This is a genomic window from Candidatus Bathyarchaeota archaeon (assembly GCA_023131225.1).
Taxonomy (GTDB): Archaea; Thermoproteota; Bathyarchaeia; order Bathyarchaeales; family SOJC01; genus JAGLZW01.
Window position 1 is genome coordinate 40,405 of sequence record JAGLZW010000008.1, and the last position, 18,568, is coordinate 58,972.

At 42.7% G+C, this 18,568-nt stretch carries 20 protein-coding genes; 10 read left to right on the forward strand and 10 right to left on the reverse strand.

What is annotated here, in order from left to right:
• The first annotated feature begins 12 nt into the window (after positions 1 to 12).
• The gene (locus tag KAU88_02255; GenBank protein MCK4477334.1) at positions 13 to 2,019 is read left to right on the forward strand and encodes an NFACT family protein; all 2,007 of its coding nucleotides are present in this window, start codon (positions 13 to 15) and stop codon (positions 2,017 to 2,019) included.
• 350 nt (positions 2,020 to 2,369) lie between these two features.
• Here KAU88_02255 and KAU88_02260 read toward each other — a convergent pair whose 3' ends face one another.
• The 6 genes from KAU88_02260 to ndhC are packed head-to-tail and all read right to left on the reverse strand — an operon-like array spanning position 2,370 to position 6,133.
• On the reverse strand, positions 2,370 to 2,744 hold the full coding sequence (locus KAU88_02260) for a 4Fe-4S binding protein (GenBank protein ID MCK4477335.1): 375 nt from the start codon (positions 2,742 to 2,744) through the stop codon (positions 2,370 to 2,372).
• A gap of 7 nt (positions 2,745 to 2,751) precedes the next feature.
• A complete protein-coding gene (locus KAU88_02265) occupies positions 2,752 to 3,717 on the reverse strand; it encodes an NADH-quinone oxidoreductase subunit H (GenBank protein MCK4477336.1) in 966 nt (321 codons plus the stop codon).
• On the reverse strand, positions 3,714 to 4,877 hold the full coding sequence (locus KAU88_02270) for a nickel-dependent hydrogenase large subunit (GenBank protein MCK4477337.1): 1,164 nt from the start codon (positions 4,875 to 4,877) through the stop codon (positions 3,714 to 3,716). The genes KAU88_02265 and KAU88_02270 overlap by 4 nt, the downstream gene beginning before the upstream one ends.
• 8 nt (positions 4,878 to 4,885) lie before the next feature.
• On the reverse strand, positions 4,886 to 5,371 hold the full coding sequence (locus KAU88_02275; protein MCK4477338.1) for an NADH-quinone oxidoreductase subunit C: 486 nt from the start codon (positions 5,369 to 5,371) through the stop codon (positions 4,886 to 4,888).
• Positions 5,372 to 5,373: 2 nt separating this feature from the next.
• Positions 5,374 to 5,796, reverse strand: a complete 423-nt coding sequence (locus tag KAU88_02280; protein MCK4477339.1) for an NADH-quinone oxidoreductase subunit B family protein — start codon at positions 5,794 to 5,796, stop codon at positions 5,374 to 5,376.
• Between the two features lies 1 nt (position 5,797).
• The gene (gene ndhC, locus KAU88_02285; GenBank protein MCK4477340.1) at positions 5,798 to 6,133 is read right to left on the reverse strand and encodes an NADH-quinone oxidoreductase subunit A; all 336 of its coding nucleotides are present in this window, start codon (positions 6,131 to 6,133) and stop codon (positions 5,798 to 5,800) included.
• Positions 6,134 to 6,308: 175 nt separating this feature from the next.
• On the opposite strand from ndhC, the gene KAU88_02290 reads away from it, so the two are divergent.
• From KAU88_02290 to KAU88_02305, 4 genes are read left to right on the forward strand one after another with little or no spacing between them, the layout of a single operon-like run.
• Complete coding sequence (locus KAU88_02290) at positions 6,309 to 6,551, forward strand: NADH-quinone oxidoreductase subunit J (GenBank protein ID MCK4477341.1); 243 nt, start codon at positions 6,309 to 6,311, stop codon at positions 6,549 to 6,551.
• A complete protein-coding gene (locus KAU88_02295) occupies positions 6,532 to 6,804 on the forward strand; it encodes a hypothetical protein (protein ID MCK4477342.1) in 273 nt (90 codons plus the stop codon). Before KAU88_02290 ends, KAU88_02295 begins: the two co-directional genes overlap by 20 nt.
• Positions 6,801 to 7,115 (forward strand): NADH-quinone oxidoreductase subunit K, encoded by a 315-nt coding sequence (locus KAU88_02300; GenBank protein ID MCK4477343.1) that lies wholly within the window; start codon positions 6,801 to 6,803, stop codon positions 7,113 to 7,115. The genes KAU88_02295 and KAU88_02300 overlap by 4 nt, the downstream gene beginning before the upstream one ends.
• 9 nt (positions 7,116 to 7,124) lie before the next feature.
• The gene (locus KAU88_02305) at positions 7,125 to 8,615 is read left to right on the forward strand and encodes a hypothetical protein (GenBank protein ID MCK4477344.1); all 1,491 of its coding nucleotides are present in this window, start codon (positions 7,125 to 7,127) and stop codon (positions 8,613 to 8,615) included.
• On the opposite strand, the gene KAU88_02310 is transcribed toward KAU88_02305, so the two are convergent.
• A complete protein-coding gene (locus tag KAU88_02310; protein MCK4477345.1) occupies positions 8,599 to 10,053 on the reverse strand; it encodes an NADH-quinone oxidoreductase subunit M in 1,455 nt (484 codons plus the stop codon). The genes KAU88_02305 and KAU88_02310 overlap by 17 nt on opposite strands.
• Before the next feature lie 11 nt (positions 10,054 to 10,064).
• The gene (locus KAU88_02315; protein ID MCK4477346.1) at positions 10,065 to 12,161 is read right to left on the reverse strand and encodes a hypothetical protein; all 2,097 of its coding nucleotides are present in this window, start codon (positions 12,159 to 12,161) and stop codon (positions 10,065 to 10,067) included.
• A gap of 703 nt (positions 12,162 to 12,864) precedes the next feature.
• Here KAU88_02315 and KAU88_02320 point away from each other — a divergent pair.
• Both KAU88_02320 and KAU88_02325 read left to right on the forward strand, forming a co-directional pair.
• Positions 12,865 to 13,479, forward strand: coding sequence for a hypothetical protein (locus tag KAU88_02320; protein ID MCK4477347.1), 615 nt, complete (start codon positions 12,865 to 12,867; stop codon positions 13,477 to 13,479).
• Between the two features lie 77 nt (positions 13,480 to 13,556).
• Entirely contained in the window at positions 13,557 to 14,057 is a 501-nt protein-coding gene (locus KAU88_02325; protein ID MCK4477348.1) for a hypothetical protein, read from the forward strand.
• Between the two features lie 89 nt (positions 14,058 to 14,146).
• Here KAU88_02325 and KAU88_02330 read toward each other — a convergent pair whose 3' ends face one another.
• Complete coding sequence (locus KAU88_02330; protein ID MCK4477349.1) at positions 14,147 to 15,511, reverse strand: NTP transferase domain-containing protein; 1,365 nt, start codon at positions 15,509 to 15,511, stop codon at positions 14,147 to 14,149.
• A gap of 399 nt (positions 15,512 to 15,910) precedes the next feature.
• Positions 15,911 to 16,501, reverse strand: a complete 591-nt coding sequence (locus KAU88_02335) for a hypothetical protein (protein ID MCK4477350.1) — start codon at positions 16,499 to 16,501, stop codon at positions 15,911 to 15,913.
• Between the two features lie 23 nt (positions 16,502 to 16,524).
• Between KAU88_02335 and KAU88_02340 the strand changes: the two genes are divergently transcribed.
• The 3 genes from KAU88_02340 (at position 16,525) to KAU88_02350 (ending at position 18,457) form a co-directional block, all read left to right on the forward strand.
• Positions 16,525 to 17,151, forward strand: a complete 627-nt coding sequence (locus KAU88_02340; protein MCK4477351.1) for a hypothetical protein — start codon at positions 16,525 to 16,527, stop codon at positions 17,149 to 17,151.
• Positions 17,152 to 17,429: 278 nt separating this feature from the next.
• Positions 17,430 to 17,894 carry a hypothetical protein gene (locus KAU88_02345; GenBank protein ID MCK4477352.1) on the forward strand — a complete coding sequence of 155 codons (465 nt, stop codon included), beginning with the start codon at positions 17,430 to 17,432 and terminating at the stop codon, positions 17,892 to 17,894.
• 101 nt (positions 17,895 to 17,995) lie between these two features.
• Positions 17,996 to 18,457, forward strand: a complete 462-nt coding sequence (locus KAU88_02350; protein ID MCK4477353.1) for an ASCH domain-containing protein — start codon at positions 17,996 to 17,998, stop codon at positions 18,455 to 18,457.
• Positions 18,458 to 18,568 lie beyond the last annotated feature (111 nt).

Consider the following 18,568-nt stretch of genomic DNA (forward strand, 5'->3'; position numbering starts at 1 on the left):
GGGAGAAGAACCGTGAAAAAAACGATGACAAGCTTCGATATAGCCACCCTTGTCTCGGAGCTTAAAGAGCAGCTTAAAGGCGCTCGAATACAGAACATCTATCAAATCAAAGGAAAAACCGTAATTCTAAAACTTCATCAACCAAACGAGCCACCTTTGAACCTTCTAATCGAGTCAGGCAAGCGCTTACACCTAACCTCCTATATTCTGGAAAAACCTCAGAGACCACCTGCTTTCTGCATGGCTCTTAGAAAATACCTTAGGAACGCTACTCTCGCCGAGATTAGTCAGTACGAGTTTGAACGCATAGTAACAATCAGAGCTAGGACTAAAGAAGGTGAATTCAAGTTGGTTTTGGAGTTGTTCGGTGATGGCAACATAGTACTTGTGGATGCTCAGGACATTATCCAACAGGCTCTTGTGTTCAAGAAGATGCGTGACCGGAACATTTTGCGGGGCGAATCTTTTAAACAGGCGCCATCTAGTGGAAGAAATCCTATGCGAATCCGGTTGCCAGATCTGCTTGAACTGAAAAAATTTGAAGGCTTGGAGGTGGTCAAGGCACTTACGAAGCTTCTAAGCATAGGTGGTATGTATGCGGAAGAGATTCTTCTCGGTGCTCATGTAGATAAAAAGAAGGAATGCAAGTCGCTAGAAAACGGCGAATTTGAGAGAATTTTTGATGCTCTAAACGAAGTCTTTTCTTGTCTCCAAACTGGAAAATTTGAACCCTGTATTATGATAGATGAAAAAGATATACAGATTGACGTGGTTCCCATTCCATTAAAAAAGTATGAAGAGTTGAAGTGTAAAAAATTCGCAAGTTTCAACGAAGCCTTGGACGAATACTACGCAAAAACTGTTGTTGAACAAGAAGTTACGGTAATGTCAGACAAGGTTGAGGAGAAGATTGGCAGACAGCAGAGAGTTCTTAGTGACCAAAAAGAATCTTTAGAAAAGGTAAGGCGAGAAGCCAGGCGATCGAGACGAGTTGGTGACAGAATCTACGCTCATTTTTATCAGTTACAGATGCTTTTGCAGAGAATTATGGATGAAAAGAGGAATGGAAAGGCTTGGCAAGCAATCATATCAGAAATTGAAAATGAGAAAAAACGTGGGAAAGCGCCGTCGGTGTATTTTGACTCCTTAGACGTAAGGACGCTAGTTCTCGACGTGTCTATTGGCAACTTATCTTTTTCTCTTAAGCTTCGCAAATCGGTTCAAGAAAACGCCGGAACCTACTATGAACGAGCGAAAAAGGCAGAAAAAAAGGTGAAAGGCGCCGAAAAGGCGATAGAAGAAACTTTATTTCGCATCGAAAAGTTAAGACAGCGGAAAGAAATAGTGGTTGAAGAGACTAGCAAGCCGATTAAGAAGAGAAGGAAGAAGGTTTGGTATGAAAAGTTTAGATGGTTCTACACGTCAGAAAACCTGTTAGTGGTTGGCGGAAAGGACGCCGTTACTAATGAAATCTTGATTAAGAAACACACAGAACCTCACGATTTAGTTTTTCACGCCGACATTGCAGGTGCCCCCTTCGTGATAATAAAAGCTGAAGGAAAAACGCCTTCCCAAAAGTCAATAACCGAAGCAGCCCAGCTGGCAGCTTCTCATTCACGAGCTTGGAAAGCCAAGTTTAGCGCCATCGATGTTTACTGGGTCCATCCAGAACAAGTTAGTAAAACTCCGCCTTCTGGAGAATACCTTAAAAGAGGAGCGTTCATGATTCGTGGCAAAAAAAATTATGTCAGGAGAACACCGTTACAACTTGCCATAGGAATTGACATTGAAAGAACGCCATTAACCCTGATAGGTGGACCAAAAGAAGCGGTGAAAAGCAGAACTGACATTTGTGTAGAAATAGCTCCTGGAGACCTTTCAAGCAGCAAGCTAGCGAACAAAATACGGCACATGCTGAAACATAAAGTTTCCAAGAACATACAGGAAAAGGTCTCCAAAATTCCAATTGAAGAAATACAAGCCTTTATTCCTTTTGGAAAAGGAAAAATAAGCAATTAATGAATACTCGAAAGTAATGTAAAGGAACGCCCGCAAAGTTGAATATGCATGTATGCACTGCAAAAAAGATTGAACAACCACTTTTTCAACCGTTGAATTAACTTTGAATTTTTCATAGTTTTGTTTGAACCATAGTGAACCTGTTCAGAACGGCTTAATGAACACATGGAAAAAGACCATTAAGACTCCAACATTTTTGAGAAGAGAGGAACCAGTTTCCAGGCTGAAGTTCTGAAACAACTAGATGAATATGCTGAGAGATGGTTCAAAGGGAACAGCCTCAAGCGCGCACCCGATTTTTTGGGGCATCACTATTTTAGAAATCAAGAATTCGTTTTGTGTCAAAGATCTTACTCGATCGAGATAGGTTTTTCACTAGTCTTTTCTTCTCTCTTAAACTCTATGATCATTCCAGCTCGATCGTAGCTGGCTAACTCATACTCCTCAGTCATTATGATTGCGTTTACAGGACAGCCCTCCTCGCATTGCCCACAGAATAGGCATCGATCAAGATAATGTTTAAATTCCGCTTCTAGCCCCTTACCAATCATTTCAATGGCTTCAGAAGGACAGACTTTATAGCAAAGTTCGCACCCAGTGCACAGTTTCATATCCCAGATAGGTCTTCCCCTAAAGCCCTTAAAAGGAGATTTTTTTTCAAGCGGATACTTTAAGGTAGCAGGTCTCTTGAGCAAATGATTGAGCAATTCTCGCAACATCGCCAAGGTCCTATCACCGTCCCAAACCAAGCTGAACCAGTATTATTTGAAGAATAGCGAGGGGCAGCAGGTACTTCCATGCTCCACCAATCATTTGGTCAACACGAAATCTGGCAAACAGCGCCCGTAAGGTCGTCAGAAGCACAACTACAAGTGTTGTCTTTAGGAGGAAAAACCCAATAGCCAGAATTGGCAATGAACTGTTTGGGCCGCCCAAGAACAACGAGGTAATTAGTGACGCGGCGAGCACGAGCTCTACGTCCTTTCCAAGTCGAATCAATGCCAGCTTCCTACCGCTAAATTCGGTGGACCACCCGGCTACGATCTCTGTTTTTGCCTCTGGAATATCGAACGGGATAAATTCCAGCTCTGCTAGCAGGCAAAGCACGAATATGGCAAAGCCTAGAGGTTGAAGCCAGATGAACCAAGTCACGTTATGGGTCTGCCAACCCACAATCTGACTGATGGACAAAGTTCTAGCTGCAATTGCTGGACCAACCATTACAAGAGAAAGGGGAATCTCGTATCCCAGCATCTGGAATGCCGCTCTTACGCCCCCGATCGTGCTGAACCTGTTTACTGAACTCCAGCCAGCGATGAAAATGGTGACTGCTATTAGAGTGAATAAAAACATCAGAAAAATTAGGTCACCCTCGAAGTTAATAGGGGCGGTTAAACCAGTGACGGGGATGAGGAATAATGCAAAGAGGGGAAAAGACAGTATAAGAAGTGGTGTGCAACTGAACATAAACTTATCTGCTGCTTTTGGTGTGATGTCTTCTTTAGAGAGCAACTTAATGAAGTCTGCGAAGGGCTGAAGTAGACCCGAAGGGCCTGTGTAAAGCGGACCGTATCTGTTTTGAAGCTTGGCTAAGAACTTTCTATCTACCCACTCGTAGAAGAAGGCTAAAGCTATGAAAAAGAGAAAACCTGGAAATAGAAGAATTTCTATGAGCGTTGTTATTCCTTCCGGTATCATTTAATTGCGTATCTCCTCAATTCTTCGCTGCTCAGAATCCATTGCTTATTATTATTTACATTAACGAACGTCATTCGGTCGGTGCAACTGAAGCACGGGTCTATTCCAACCATAATGGCTGGTATATCAGCGATGTATTCTCCAACAAGCATTTTGCAGAGGGATGGAATATTTCCTAAGGTTGGGCTTCTTATTTTGTATCGCTCTGGCTTTGTGGTCCCATTTGTTTTTACATAGTGAATGAGTTCTCCTCGTGGTGCTTCAACTCTAGAAACAGCTTCACCTTCGGGGACTCTTCGTGGAACTCTGATTCTTATCTTTCCTTCTGGTAGGTGGTCCATAGCATAACGGATAATGTTTACGCTTTCAAATACTTCGTCGCATCGAACAAACAGTCGGCTTATTACATCGCATCCATCATAGGTTATGACCTTAAACGGGATTTCATCATAGGCTATGTAGGGATCATCCGCTCTGACGTCTCGTTTGATTCCACTGGCACGTAAGGTTGGTCCAATGGCACAAAGTGCTATGGCGTCTTTTGGCTTTAGGATTCCAATTCCAACTGTCCTTTTCGAGATTGTAGGTTCAGTCATCGCGATTTTCTTGTAGTACTTCATTCTCTCTTCAAGGGCATCGAGTCCTTCTCTAATCTTTTCCGCAATTTCTGGCGTTATGTCTCTTCGTACTCCTCCAATGGTGTTCATAGCATAATGTACCCTGTTTCCTGAAACCAGCTCTAACAAGTCCATAACTATCTCTCGGTCTCTCCACAAATACATAAAAAGCGTATCAAAACCAATTTCATGCGAGGCCAGTCCAAACCAGAGATAGTGGTTGTGAATTCTTTCAAGTTCCGCGATAATGGTTCTAATGAACCTAGCTCTAGGAGGTATTTCAGCGCCCAAAATTTCTTCGATAGCTTGAGTATAACAAGTTGTATGGGCGTGCGAGCATATTCCACATATTCTCTCAATTAGATAGAGGTTTTGAATAAATGTTCGGTTTTCTGTTGCCTTTTCGATTCCTCGATGAGCATAACCAATACGTGGCTTGACACCTATAACACGTTCACCGTCAACTTCAAACATGAAATACTCAGGTTCGATATGGTATGGATGTTGTGGTCCAAATGGGATACGGATAGTTGGATAAGGCATTACTGCTTTCATCCCTTCGTAACTTTCTTCTGGATTTTTTTGATTGTCCATTCTTTCTTCAACGGATAAACGTCCGACGGCCATCCATCAGGTAAAATTAGGGGAGATAAATCTGGGTGTCCCTCAAAAATAACTCCCAGGATGTCGTGGACTTCTCGCTCATAAAGTGTGACGCCAGGTATAAGATCGGTAATGGTTGGCAAGACAGGTTTATCCTTCGCCACTCGAATTTTCAGCGAAAGCTCTATCGTTCCGTCACGGTTTAGATGATAAATAACCTCAATTTCTTTTCCAACATCGGCGCCTGTTATTGTTGAAACGTGGGAGAACCCCATCTTTTTTGTTAAATAACGAATTGTTTTTATAAACACTTTCTTGTTAATAAGAATGAAAATTCTGCGAGGGCGAGGGACTTCACTTTCTAGAACATTCTTTCCAATAAGATGTTTCATTTCTCTAATGATTGCGTTTTCTTCCGTTGTTTCTTCCGTCACTTTTAGCCAGCCTTGAGTTTCTCGATAAGTTTTACAATTCCGTTGATTATGGCCTCGGGTTTCGGAGGGCATCCAGGAACATAGACATCAACGGGAATCATTGTGTCTATTCCTCCGTAAACGTTGTAACAATCCGCGAAAGGGGCGCCGCTAATCGCGCAAGAGCCGACCGCGATGACAGATTTGGGCTCAGGTATCTGTTCGTATATCCTAACCAGTCTATCCTTTACCTGTCTAGTTACTGGCCCCGTAGTAACCAGTACATCCGCGTGTCTTGGACTGCCCCGCATGATTATTCCAAAACGTTCGATGTCATATCTTGGCGTTAAGGCGGCTACAACTTCGATGTCGCATGCATTGCAGCCACCTGTATTGAAATGGATGATCCAAGGTGATTTAGTTCTGCCCCACTTTAATAATCCCATATCACCCTCTCCGTAATAATGGGAGTAAAATGACGACGGCCATTAATACGATTAGCGCATAAATAGCTGGAAAGGGACCAGGTGTGTTTAGCGATGTGGCGAGAATGAACGCGAGGATGTCGAAGACGAGGAAGTAGACGGCGTAAATGAGGAATCTTTCAGCGTTTACCTGAAGCTTAAGTGGCAGGAGATCTTCACCGCAGGCATAAGGAGCAACCTTACCCTCGGTCTTCTCACCCTTTGCTCCAATCATCCACCCCACCAAGTAGAGGATTAACCCAACAACTATGGATAGGAAGAAGATGAAGGGCAAGGAAATCAACAAATCGGTCTGCATCGGTTCACTGACCTTTCAACTTATCTCTAAAGATACACTCTATTTAACGCTTTTAGGTTTACTTTAAAAATTCATGACCTTGGTGAAAACTCTTTTAAAAGAGAGCTTCCAAAGTCTTCTGATACAAAGATGATAGGAGAGGGATTTAACGATAAATGATCTACTGCAGATTGCTTTGATAGTCTTAACGGTTTTGCTGGCATTGTTGACCGTTGAACTGAAGGACATGCTTCACGCTGTCATCTGCATGGGTGGGATGTGCACCGCCATAGGAGCATTATTTTGGCTGCTAAACGCACCGTATGTCTCTGTCTTTCAGCTATTGGTTTACACAGGGGCTGTGATCGTTCTCTTCATAGCCACCGTTATGTTAACGGCGAGAAAGGAGAAGCCACAAAATGAAAATAAACTGGGTTAGAGTAGCTGGTTTAACAACTGTCGCCTTAGTTGTACTGGTTTTTTCCATGCTGATCGTGAGGTATGAATTTCCAGCCTTCGAATATGCAAGTCCATCTGCAGAACTCATTGAAACTGAAACAACTGCAATAGGGCCAGAGGTTAGCCGGTTCCTGTGGACTTATCGGTTAATCGACCTAATTGCACAGGCATTTGTTTTGTTCGCGGCGGCCGCTTGCTGTGTAGCGATGTTAAGGGTTGAGGAGAAAAAGTGATTCCGCTTGTCTACTACCTCGCAGGTGCTATCGCCCTCTACGTCATTGGCATGTATTGTCTAGCTTCAAAGCGGAACATGATCAGACTTGTCATCGGAGTTGAGATCCTAATGAACGCTGCCCACTTAACCTTCATTGTGTTTTCAGCATACAGAACTGTGGGTTACATAGACCCGCTCGGTCACGCCATTGTGATTATGTCAATAGTGTTCGCGGGTTGTATCACTGGCGTAGCCTTGACAATCGTCACTTACGCCTACAGACATTATGGCACATTAGACGTTCGAAAACTAAGGCGGTTGAGGGGTTGACGGTCTAAGATGTTTACCCAGCCTTTGGATGTCCTCCTCATATTCACGATTACAACGCCAGTGATTGGGTGGGTGGCATACAAAAAGGCGAATCGAAAAATTCAGGGCATATATGCCGCCCTAGGGCTTTCAGTCACAGCCTACTTTCTCTATGAACTGTACAAGGAAGTTGCTGAGAAAGGTGTCGTCCTAATCGTTGGTCAACTGCCTTTCAGTCCCCCTCTAGGAGCCTGCCTCAAGATAGATATGCTCAGCGTTTTTATGGCGTCCCTTTTCACGATAACTGGGTTATTTGCTGTTGTCTATTCAATTAGGTATATGGAACACGACACCGGGTTAACAGAGTATTATACACTTCTCTTAGGCATGATCGCTGGCATGACAGGTGTTGTCTTCGCTGGCGACTTCTTTACGCTGTTTGTCTTCTGGGAGCTCATGTGCCTTACATCCTACGCATTAGTCGCCTTTCGAAAGCAAAGATGGGAGGCGATAGAAGCCGGGTTCAAATACCTCATCATGAGTGCTGCCGGAAGTGCAACCATCCTCCTAGCCATGTCGTTTCTCTATGGCATGACTGGGACAGTGAACTTCGCGGGTCTGGCAGCTAGACTTAACAATGCTACACCTGACGGATGGCTTTACGTAACGTTGACATTGATCATAGTCGGCTTCGGAATCAAAGCGGCCATCGTCCCATTCCATACATGGCTCCCAGACGCCCACTCAGCTGCACCGAGCCCGATAAGCGCGGTGCTTTCTGGTGTTATGGTGCCAACAGGTGCTTATGCCCTCATCCGTATTCTAATTCTCGTTTTTGGTTCTATGCAGTCAGTATGGCAAATAACGCTGGCCGTTTTCGCTGTTTTCACGATGTTTGGCGGCAATATAATGGCCTTATGGCAAAACGACCTCAAACGTTTGCTCGCCTTCAGCACTATTGCCCAAATGGGTTACATTATTTTCGGATTATCAACGGCATCCTTGTCTGGATTAACTGGAGGCTTGTTCCATATCATGAATCACGCAATTATGAAGGGGCTCCTCTTCCTTTGCGCTGGGTCATTCATTCATCAAGTGAAAACACGGGATCTTAAGAAGCTTAGAGGGATAAGGAAGACGATGCCCATGACAAGTATGTTTTTTGCTATCGGCGCTATTGCGATCTCGGCTATTCCACCATTGAACGGTTTTTGGAGCGAGTGGATGATCGTGACGGCAGGCATAGAAGCCGAAATGATTCTGTTTTCAGCCTTAATGCTCGCTAACATGATCATTTCCGTTGTCTACTACGTCCGCGTTATTCGCATAATCTTATTAGAAAAGCCTACCGCGGTGTCCAAAAAAGCAAAAGAGGCTCCAGCATCTATGCTCATTCCCACTTTCATTCTCGCAGCTCTCTGCATAATAATTGGAGTCTATCCAGGACCGTTTATCACTATGGCTTCACAGGCAGCTAAAGCGGCATTGGAAGTGCAGAGATACATTAGCCTAATGCTATAAGCCTTAATATGATATCAGGCCAGATCCCTAAGACGAAAGCGATTGCCGACAACACAACTATTGGAATATACAATAGCCAAGACGCTTCTTTTGTATTCTCTAATTCTTTAGGGGTAGTTCCGAAGAACACTCTCCAGACGAACCACAGGTAGTATCCAAGGGTAATTACAGTGCTAAATACTGCGATTGTGGTTATGAGAATTTTTCCAGAGGAGATTCCCCCTGAGAAAATCATCCACTCGCTCCAAAAACCGTTCAACGGTGGGATTCCGGCTAGGGACAAGGCGCCTATCAATGATGCGATACAAGTTATTGGCATCTTTCCAGCTAAGCCTCCCAGCTTTTTGATGTTGCGCGTTCCTGTTTGGTGTATGATCGCGCCGGCACACATGAAGAGAAGAGCCTTACAAATGGCGTGATTAATCACGTGAAAGAGCCCGCCAGTGGCCCCCAGTGTTGCGTCGGGCAGCCAAGTCGCAAGTCCGAAGAAGATGTACCCCATCTGGCTAATACTAGAATAAGCTAGCAACCGTTTGATGTCGGTCTGCGCAAGGGCTAACAGTCCACCATAAATCATTGTGATAACCCCAAGAGCCATCAAGACATCTGATGTCTGTACCATTGTTTGACCAAATCCAGAAAGAAGAATCCTTGCGATGGCGTAGGCGCCACACTTGATCATGGCGCCTGACAGCATCGCGCTTATTGGCGCTGGGGCTTCAGCGTGGGCATCAGGCAACCACGTATGAACTGGAAAGAGCGCCATTTTCACGCAAAAACCAATCAGTAACAGAACAAACACTGGAAGTATGCTACTTGGAGGGATAGCGATGGCAGCAAGTGGCAATTCGGCAAGGTCGAAGGTGCCAGTAAATACATAGATGGACAGTATTCCAAGAAGCATAGCAAGCGATCCAAAATGTGTAAATATAAAGTATTTGAACCCGATGGCTAACCTCTTTTTTGATGTCCCCCAAAAAGCTATTAAGAAATAGGATGGAACAAGCATCAACTCCCAGAAGAAGTAAAATTGCAAAAGGTTCGCGGAAAGTATTACTCCGATCATGCCAGCCATGAAAAGCAATAGATTTGCGTAATAGCCCCTTTGCCCACTTTTACCCTTCATGTACTTGATCGAGTAAAAACATGAGAGCGCACTGACAACTGCAACAATTAATCCAACAGGAAAGCTAATCATGTCAACCCAGAAACCGAAAGTCAACTTGATTGATGGTGTACGGATCCATGCATATGTAAAGTGTATGGAACCTCGCTCAATGAGGTCTGTCACCATTGAAAGAATCATAAAGACGGATAGCGAGGCCGCTATCGTCGCTAACCATCCGGCATACTTCTCGACACGCCTTCCAAAAACATAAAGGGCGACCGCTGAAATTATGGGGATAATGATCGCCAATAGGGGGGCGTGGGGGATCAAGTTGACTTCTCCTAGGGAATATGTCCTCCAAATAGGAACAACAGAACTATTAGCAACATAGCTCCAATAAAAGCCAATATCATATTATAGGACAACACACCTGTCTGAATCTTTCTGAAACGTTGAGAAAATGATGTGAAAAGGTTTGCTATTAAATAGTTCAATGCGTCAATGCCCCTAAGTTCTGGGTACTTGTACACAACCTCGGAAAGTCTTCTGAAGAAGCCTGCAACGGAGTAGTTGAGCGCATCAATGCTATGTTCTAAGCTGTTATGTATTTTATGTGAAAGGAAACATGTGGAGTAGGCGACTTTATAATAGAATGCGTTGATGTAGAAGCGATTTAGCAGAAGCTTATGGGCTGCCTTCAGAAACCGATACTTTTCCGTCAACCTCCTAGCATCAGCCTTGTGTGATATGTAAATTCTGTAGGCTGGATAGCCTCCAATCGCCACCGCCACACATGTTAAGACCGTACTAATAGAAGGAACAAGGTATACAAGAACCTCAACAATGTTGTTGAAAGTCAACTGCCCTAAGAAGGGTAGGGGTAGAAGAAACTTGTTAAAGGGCCAGATGAGGAGAATTGCTAGGAAATCCAAGAATGCGGTGATTAAAAGAGTTATTGTAAGGGAACTACGCATTAAGAATGGGGGATTCTTGATAACCTTTCCATCTGATCCGTAACTCTCCTTTCCGAAGACAAGCCCCATCATTCTGAGAGCGTAAAAGGCTGTTATTCCAGCTCCAATTATTAACAGAGCAAAAATCAAGTAGCCAGAAACCATCAGCGTGAACTGTCCTCTTAAGCCAGCCTCTTGTGCAAAATCCAAAGCAACTGTTTGAATCCAATTCGCACACCAAAAGCCACTTAGTAGAGGTATGCCTCCTAGAGCAAGAGCTCCCACTTCCATGCTTCTATGTGCGATCCTACTTTTGAACCCGCTCATATAGTGCAAATTGTCCGATCCAACTGCATATGAAATGTACGCCGCAGAGAGGAATAGCAGCGCTGAGACGAAGGCGTCTATGGTTAAGAGAAAGGTGCCAGCTAAGTATCCCCAGCTCATGTCAGCCATTAATCCTGCTAAACCAAAAGCTGCCATCATGTACCCGATCGCGCTTGAGATACCATATGAAAGAACTTTGAATATGTTGACTTGAACGATCGCTATAAGAGCACTAATCACAGCTGTGAGTGCACCCACAAATGTCATGACTAGAAAGAAATTAATCATGCCACTGTATCCCATGAGGGAAGCCTCATGGAAAATTGGGAGGACTCTAGCCATAAGAAAAGGACCAGCCAGACATTCAGTTAGAGCGTTGAAAGAGGAAGGTGAGGCAGCTAGTGCATCCGGAAGCCATTCTTGCAAGGGAAACTGAGCTGCCTTTCCTACGGCTCCACCAAAGAACATCAGGGCCGTAACAAACAACAAGCCAGACCTTGATAATTCTCCCATCCAGTTATTGTTTTGTGAGAGTTCCATGATGTTAAGAGTGTGAGCGTAGGAATATATTATCAAAAGAGACGCGAGCAAGAGCACATCTGCAACGTGGAGGACGAGGAAAGTTTTCAAGCCTGTATGCGCCTTCTTGGGGTCTTTGTACCAAAAAGCTGCAAGGCCGGTGCAACATATCCCAACTAATTCCCAACCTATGAACATGAATAGGAGGTTATCAGCTATCACTATTATCACGTATCCGGCGATGAAAAGCTGGATGAGAAACCAGAACCTAGTTAAGCTAGGGTCTCCACGCATGAATCCTACGGAGAAGAGGGTGACCAAAAAACCTATACTACTGACTACAATAGCCATAAGTACGTTAAACGGATCGACCAGCACCCCTATATTTACGCCGAGAGATCCGACCCACGGAATCTGCCAATCAAGAGGAATGTTGCCCAACACTTCCCCGCTAACCCAGTTGACTGCATTTCCTGTGAAAACGTCGAGTGTCATGGAGAGCGAAAAAACGACGCTTGCGCCAACAAATGCCACTGGCGCATAATCTCTCAGCTTACGATGTACTGAGGCAAAGAGTGGCGTAAGCAGAGCCCCAATCATCGGAATAAGCCAACAAAGCCACGGTGCATACGGAAGCAATAAACCATCCTCGCAGAGCGCATTGAGATAACGTATATTGCGCTTAGTAGTTCAAATATTTAATACCGATAAACACGGTTAAAAGACAAATAAATATCATGTAATTTATAAGTTCATAGTCAAAGCAGAAGGATGGAAGCCTCGTGAAAAGATTTTGGAAAGGGCTGATGGAGTTGCCATTTTCATAATAACATGTCTCTCCGTAGCACTCTTAGCCTATGAACATTTGACTATGCGCGCGCGTTTCAATCTAATATGAAGAAATGCATGTATGCAAGCAGAATCTTTGTAGATCTCAAATTTCAGCGTTTTTTCTGACAAAATAATCGCCTTGAAGTAAATGTGAATCAGTTTATAAATACCTCCTTTGACATAATCATGTCAACCATTTTAACGTCAAAGTAATGAACATTCCGAGTATCATCATGAATACTTAGATTCTTCTTGTCATTGCGGCATAAACTAATCCAAGATGCACACGGAGTAAACAAGCAAAGCTATGACGCATACGGATGCTGCAAACGTCATGTGTGGAATAAATATTCAGTATAAGTAGTCTAAATGTATTGTTGATAAAAATCTGGATTAAGATATGTATGTATCGGCTTGAAATTGTGAAATAACATAGCACGCACCTGAAGCTTTTTATGCTAGACGATATTCTATGAGTAGATTTAGATGCACACACAAATGAAGTGGTAAAATGAGTATAAAGAAAGATGAACCTAAAAGAGAAGAACACGGCTTAGACGAGAGAAGGATAGAGGCTTTCGGCTCGAAAATGTATCTTGAGTCCGCGAAGGCCGTTAGGGAAGTTGGCACTCGCGTAGTACTCTCCGTCGGCGCGGCGATACTTATCTGGCTGTTTGGAACCCTAGTCATCATACCTATCGCAGAAGGAATGCAACAGATATTCTTTGGATATCCAGTAGACGCAATCATCAGCTCCATTTTCGTTGCGGCATTGGCGATTATTATCTTCACAGTATTCGTTGACGTTCGCAGACTAACTAGCGGACTAGCAGGAATACTGGCTTACCAGTTCGGAAAAGTAAGTGGAGATGTAGACCTTGAATCATTTAAGCATTATCGAACAGCCTTAGACGGATTATTATACGTAGTCGTAGTGGTTCTGAGCTATTTGCTGTTTGCCAACTATCTTGCCAAGATCCACGCTGCAATACCTGCAATATTGCTCATTCTCATTGTGGTATGGTCGATCTTTGCCCTTTGGAAAAGTGCCAGAGCAATAGCGGCAGAAATCGGTAAATACACTGGAAAAATGGCAAACGAAATAGAGAAATTGAGCAAAGAATAGCATACAATTAACACAAAACGACAGCGTGCCCCCCTTTTTAGTATTTAATATGAACGCGAGAAATTGATGGGTTCAATATGAAGATTAAGAATCGGGAAGAGATTGAAAGAGCAATAAGATACTTAAGATTGCGTGGACAAAAGACACTAACTAGTTTGTTCGCTGCTCTCTTAATATGGCTTTTCGGCATTTTAGTGTTCATTCCATTAGCTGAATCTTTAAACTGGCAAACCAGAGTATTCGTCTCTATGTTGTTCTTTTTTGCATTTAGCCTTTCAATTGTCAAGACATTACCAGGTTTGAAAGAGTTGATAGACGTGTTTGCTTACTTTCTGGCAAGAAAACATAGTGTTGCAAAAGGGCTTAATCACGAAAATGCATCAACATTATTTACACACTTACTATATATGATCTGCTCCTTGATTTTTTACGGGCTTTATTCCCCATTCCTAACTAATTTTCACCCAGCAGCTAACGGCATTGCCCTGATAGCAGTGCTAATTTTGATATTTTTCCTGCTTCTAAGAGTCTTCCCCATTTTGTTGCCCAAATTCTTGGAGTGGCTATCGAAATCGTAGAGTCTTGCGCGGAAGCGTATGAGACAGATTCCTCAGAAATGGGCGCGCGTTACTCCGCCTCTTAAGAATAGTCAATGCATGCAAGATGCTTAGTGTGCGTGCATGTTTACTTTATCAGCTGCGTGTAAGTGAACTGCTGCTCTGTAAGCGTAGACCACTGCTGTTAAGGCAGAGTGAAACAAGATTCCAATTAGCGAGTAAAATGGCATTCCTAGAAGGACTCCTATTAAAATGTAGACGTTGTAGATGTTCCTTCTTCCCGCCACTCTGCGGAAAGCACGTTCAAATGGCCCATAAACATCCAAACTAACACCCATGGCCCTTCCAAACTGGTCGTAGCAAAACCTGTAGAATGCAATGAAAGTTATAGAACATATAGCAATCATTAACGGTGTTGAACCTAGGCTGCCACTTAGAAAGAAAGCCAACGCTATAAGCCATGAAAACTCATACAGCAAGTCAAACACATGTTCCATGAGACCCAGTTTGGTTGAACAACCACGTGTCCTCGCCAGCTTCCCATCTAAACCATCTACAATGCCTACTACGAAGGTTAGAATCGCCCCAGTTAAGAGGTGACCAAAGAGAAATAGAGCAGTTACAGCATATGCCAGCACATTCGAGAGAATGGTTATCTGATTTGGAGTAATCCGAGAATCTGAAATAAGATAGACAATTTTATTCTCTATTGGTCGGTTGATGTAATGAGCAATAAAATCTGATGGCCCACGCTTTTTCTGGGAATGCTTAGCAACCAAATTTTTTGCACGTTCGACGTCCATTCTTGTATCGACATCCACCCAGTGTTTGCCAGTTATATCGACCACTCGTGCATATCCATTCGTGGCAACAAGTCGAACACAGTCAGCGAGTTCTGATGCCCCAGCTTCCATTGCCTTAGCACCATAGTCGAACATTCTAGGTGAGCATAGGAAAAATCCCGTATCTATGCAATTCCAACTGTCTATTTTTTTTCCAATGCTGAGAATTTCCGCGTCTTTCTCTAGCACTTTTGTGTCGTCATGTGAGTGGCTTATTTTATCTGTAGCAAGAACCAGAACGTCTTCAACGCTAGCATTCATAAGAGATTTTACAAGTTGAGGATCAAAAATGTGGTCACCCATGCAGAGTATAAATTCCTTTTGGAAAATTCCTTTAGCCGCCATGAAAGAGTATAAGTTTCCTTTTTCCCAGTTTTGCGCTGTTATGTAGTTAATTTCAAGTCCACAATAGGTTTTTCCGATTGCCTCTCGTATATTATGTCCTTCATATCCTACAACTATATGGACTTTCTTTATTCCGGCTTCCTTTAAGCCCTGAAGGATTCTGCCAAGTAATGGGATTTTTGCAATGGGTTGGAGAACCTTTTGTCTTGCATGTTTTCTCAGTCTGCTTCCTTCGCCCGCTGCTAATACTAAAGCTTCTGAGTAGTTTTCTTCATACTTTGTGAACATAACTATCACACAGGATCCATCTAATTGATGCGCACGCCCGCAAAGGCCTTTCTACGGCCAAGTATTAAGATTGGAAAGAGAGACACGCACATTGTAAGATGTTTTGGAAAACAATGGAAAACCCTACTAAAAAAGCTGTCGGAAGCCTTGCCCTCAGGAAACAGCTAAAAAAATCACCAAAATTGGAAAAAAAGATTGGGGACATGCATGCATGCTTGGCGAAGGGGACATCGCAAATATTGAAGTTTTGGGGATTTCCATTGAAAACTGAAACTTTGTTTTGGATTCTCACACCTAGACATAGGGCAATCTCTCATATAAAGCATAGCGTCAGAATCATTACTGCAAGCATACCTAAGACCATCAATGAGCCTAACACTTGATTTTTACCTTCTGTTGTTATGATCTGCCACTTGCGCGCGTGCTTGTCTTTGGCACTGTCAACCGTTTAAGTTCCACTGTGCGTGTATGCGGTTCTATGTGAATCTTTTTCAAGATTCTTTTTTGGGGAAAGTGATAGAGAAATTCGCCTGCGCTCAATTTCTGTAATTGGCTTGCTTGCTCATCAATGAATCCTTTCAAATAAGCCAAGTCGTTCCGTTCCGATGTCCATCCGAACCATCGCTGTTGTGCTATCTTGATAAGCATCTTATCCACATTCGCCGAAAAAGGTGTTATGCAACAGAATCGAACCTTGTAATTTCTCCCCATTGACGCGAGCTCTACACTTGCACTATACCGATCCCCTCTAAAACTGCCTTCAGGGAAAACAAGTTGGCTTTCTTCGAAAATCACGAATCGCCATTTACGTTTTTCTTCCGTTTGGTTCACGACCAAATTCATTATTGCTTGGTTGAAGGCTTCAATGAACTGCCTTTTTTCCGTTCGACGCAACTTTGAAATGTCGTAAATAGTGCTCAAATCGTAAACGCCAATTTTTTGACGTATGTCATAAACCGTGAAGACGAAAGGCAATTCTTCATTCAGCAAAAGTTTCCGATCTAATCCTTGCTTTGATCAAAAACAAAGTGACAGGAGTAGTTGTGGACATAGACAACATATACTTCAACAAGTTGCTTGATGAGATAGTGAAATACCCTAAGCCAAGTGCCGAGGATGTCATTCTAACCTTAGCCATCCCAAGAGTTGCGGAATCCATCTACACAATCCGTAGCAAGAAAGTCGTGGCTCATGTAAAAACAATCGATCCGAGTTTCATCGATTCTTCCTATTGTGGATCAGCTTGTGATTGGATGCTCTCTGAGCTTGCTATGTTATTTTACACTTCCAACCCAAAAGAAGCAAGCGAGCTGATAAATTCCTTATTAGAAAAGAGAATTCCGTTGATCGAGGAATTCGAAAACGGAGGTATTGTTATTCTCAAGAAAGATTTACTTGTTAAAGACGAGTTCTTGATCTATCTTTATTATACCTATCCTAACAGAATTACAAATGGAGATTTGATTAATGCAGTTCGCTATCATAATCCTACGTATGCAGAAAAAATACTGATCAAGCTCGAAGGTGAAAAGTTAATTCATCGAAACATCAATGGAAACAAACCAACCAAACTCGGACTAAAGTACGTTGAAGATAAAATATTAACCATGAAAACGAATTCACCTTTTCCAACACATTGAACATGATTTCCTTATCATGTTTTCTTCGCTGCTCGCAATCTTGGACATTCATCACATTTCTCAGTCTTACAATAGGTTTGGAGTTCGTTATATGGCACTTTCCACGGTTCGCCCAACTTGCACACGTTGTCTTCGCTTAAATAGGGGCATCTCATTCTCATTCATCTTCTATTTTTGCTCATAATCTTTTAAATATTTGTCGCTTGTGAATTTATCAAAGATAGTAGGAAAAGTTATAGCAGAACCAAAAGAACTAATTAGAAAAGAGGTGTTGAAAAATGAGTGATTCTGAAGTGATTATAGAAATTATTAGACAAAGGCGGGAAACAAGAGATAGAATAATGTTTCAAAATTTAATACCAATACTGAGTCAATTGAGGCAAACTGTAGATACTTGGATTGATGATGAGTTCAAAGACTTAGAAGACGAAATTTCACATCTTGGCAATGTAGCTCCTACAGATAATGCAAGTAAAAGGATTGCCAGATATGAAAAAGATTTGACTCAGATTCGTAGTGAACAATTGCCAAAGGCTCTAAAGCAATTGGATGAGTTGATTAGGTATATCAAACAACAGAAATTTAAGTCCTCAGAAGAGGCTACTGAAATGTTGAAGAAGGAACTTCCACCTATTATTTCAGTAGTATTTAGTCTTAACAAGGCAAGAGAAAGGCTTGATGGTATGGCAGAGATGATTCCTATAGCTGTCGTTGAGGAACTCCGAAGAAACGATGAGGAATAAGAAGTTCAAAAACAAGAATAGAGCAAATTTTTATCCATCTTCCACACAAATGTAATATGATGTAACATGCGCGCGCATGCATTGTATGGCAAGGTGTCTAGATGGATATTTCAAAGGAGATCATAGATTACTGGGACCACTTTCAGAAAGAACATGGGATAACAAAAAACTTTGTGGATGCTTGGTATTTCGGGGATAATCCTGAACTAGGTGATGAATTGTTGGAACTGGTGTTAACAGGCAAAAAAACAGGAACAGCAACCTTGGTTATTGAATTAAAGAGAGAAGGAGAGAAGATGCCTGAGGTCGGAGACTACAACATTATCCTAGATGGTAAAGAAAAACCTACCGCAATCATCCGGACCACATCAGTTGAAATCAAACCATTTAATGAAGTGGAAGAAGCGTTTGCCTACTCCGAGGGCGAGAATGACCGTACCCTGGAATCTTGGAGGAAAGAACACAGGATATACTGGACCCGAAAAGGCCAGAAACTTGGATTCGCTATGAAAGAAGACCTTTTGGTGATCTGTGAGAACTTCGAACTTGTTTATTCTAAATAATCTAACCCATTTGGTCGCGCGCGCATCCGATTAACTTTTTGCATGTTCTGGATAGGTGTAAGGTGGGCTAGCCATGGTCGGAATCCATTGCGATTTTTGAAGTATGGGGGG

What these genes read in the sequence shown, in the direction of transcription:
- KAU88_02305 (MCK4477344.1), top strand. Translation starts at nt 7,125, where the DNA reads ATGTTTACCCAGCCTTTGGATGTCCTCCTCATATTCACGATTACAACG.
- KAU88_02345 (MCK4477352.1), top strand. Translation starts at nt 17,430, where the DNA reads ATGAGTGATTCTGAAGTGATTATAGAAATTATTAGACAAAGGCGGGAA.
- KAU88_02320 (MCK4477347.1), top strand. Translation starts at nt 12,865, where the DNA reads ATGAGTATAAAGAAAGATGAACCTAAAAGAGAAGAACACGGCTTAGAC.
- KAU88_02270 (MCK4477337.1), bottom strand. Translation starts at nt 4,877, where the DNA reads ATGCCTTATCCAACTATCCGTATCCCATTTGGACCACAACATCCATAC.
- KAU88_02350 (MCK4477353.1), top strand. Translation starts at nt 17,996, where the DNA reads ATGGATATTTCAAAGGAGATCATAGATTACTGGGACCACTTTCAGAAA.
- KAU88_02280 (MCK4477339.1), bottom strand. Translation starts at nt 5,796, where the DNA reads ATGGGATTATTAAAGTGGGGCAGAACTAAATCACCTTGGATCATCCAT.
- KAU88_02295 (MCK4477342.1), top strand. Translation starts at nt 6,532, where the DNA reads ATGAAAATAAACTGGGTTAGAGTAGCTGGTTTAACAACTGTCGCCTTA.
- ndhC (MCK4477340.1), bottom strand. Translation starts at nt 6,133, where the DNA reads ATGCAGACCGATTTGTTGATTTCCTTGCCCTTCATCTTCTTCCTATCC.
- KAU88_02325 (MCK4477348.1), top strand. Translation starts at nt 13,557, where the DNA reads ATGAAGATTAAGAATCGGGAAGAGATTGAAAGAGCAATAAGATACTTA.
- KAU88_02265 (MCK4477336.1), bottom strand. Translation starts at nt 3,717, where the DNA reads ATGATACCGGAAGGAATAACAACGCTCATAGAAATTCTTCTATTTCCA.
- KAU88_02330 (MCK4477349.1), bottom strand. Translation starts at nt 15,511, where the DNA reads ATGTTCACAAAGTATGAAGAAAACTACTCAGAAGCTTTAGTATTAGCA.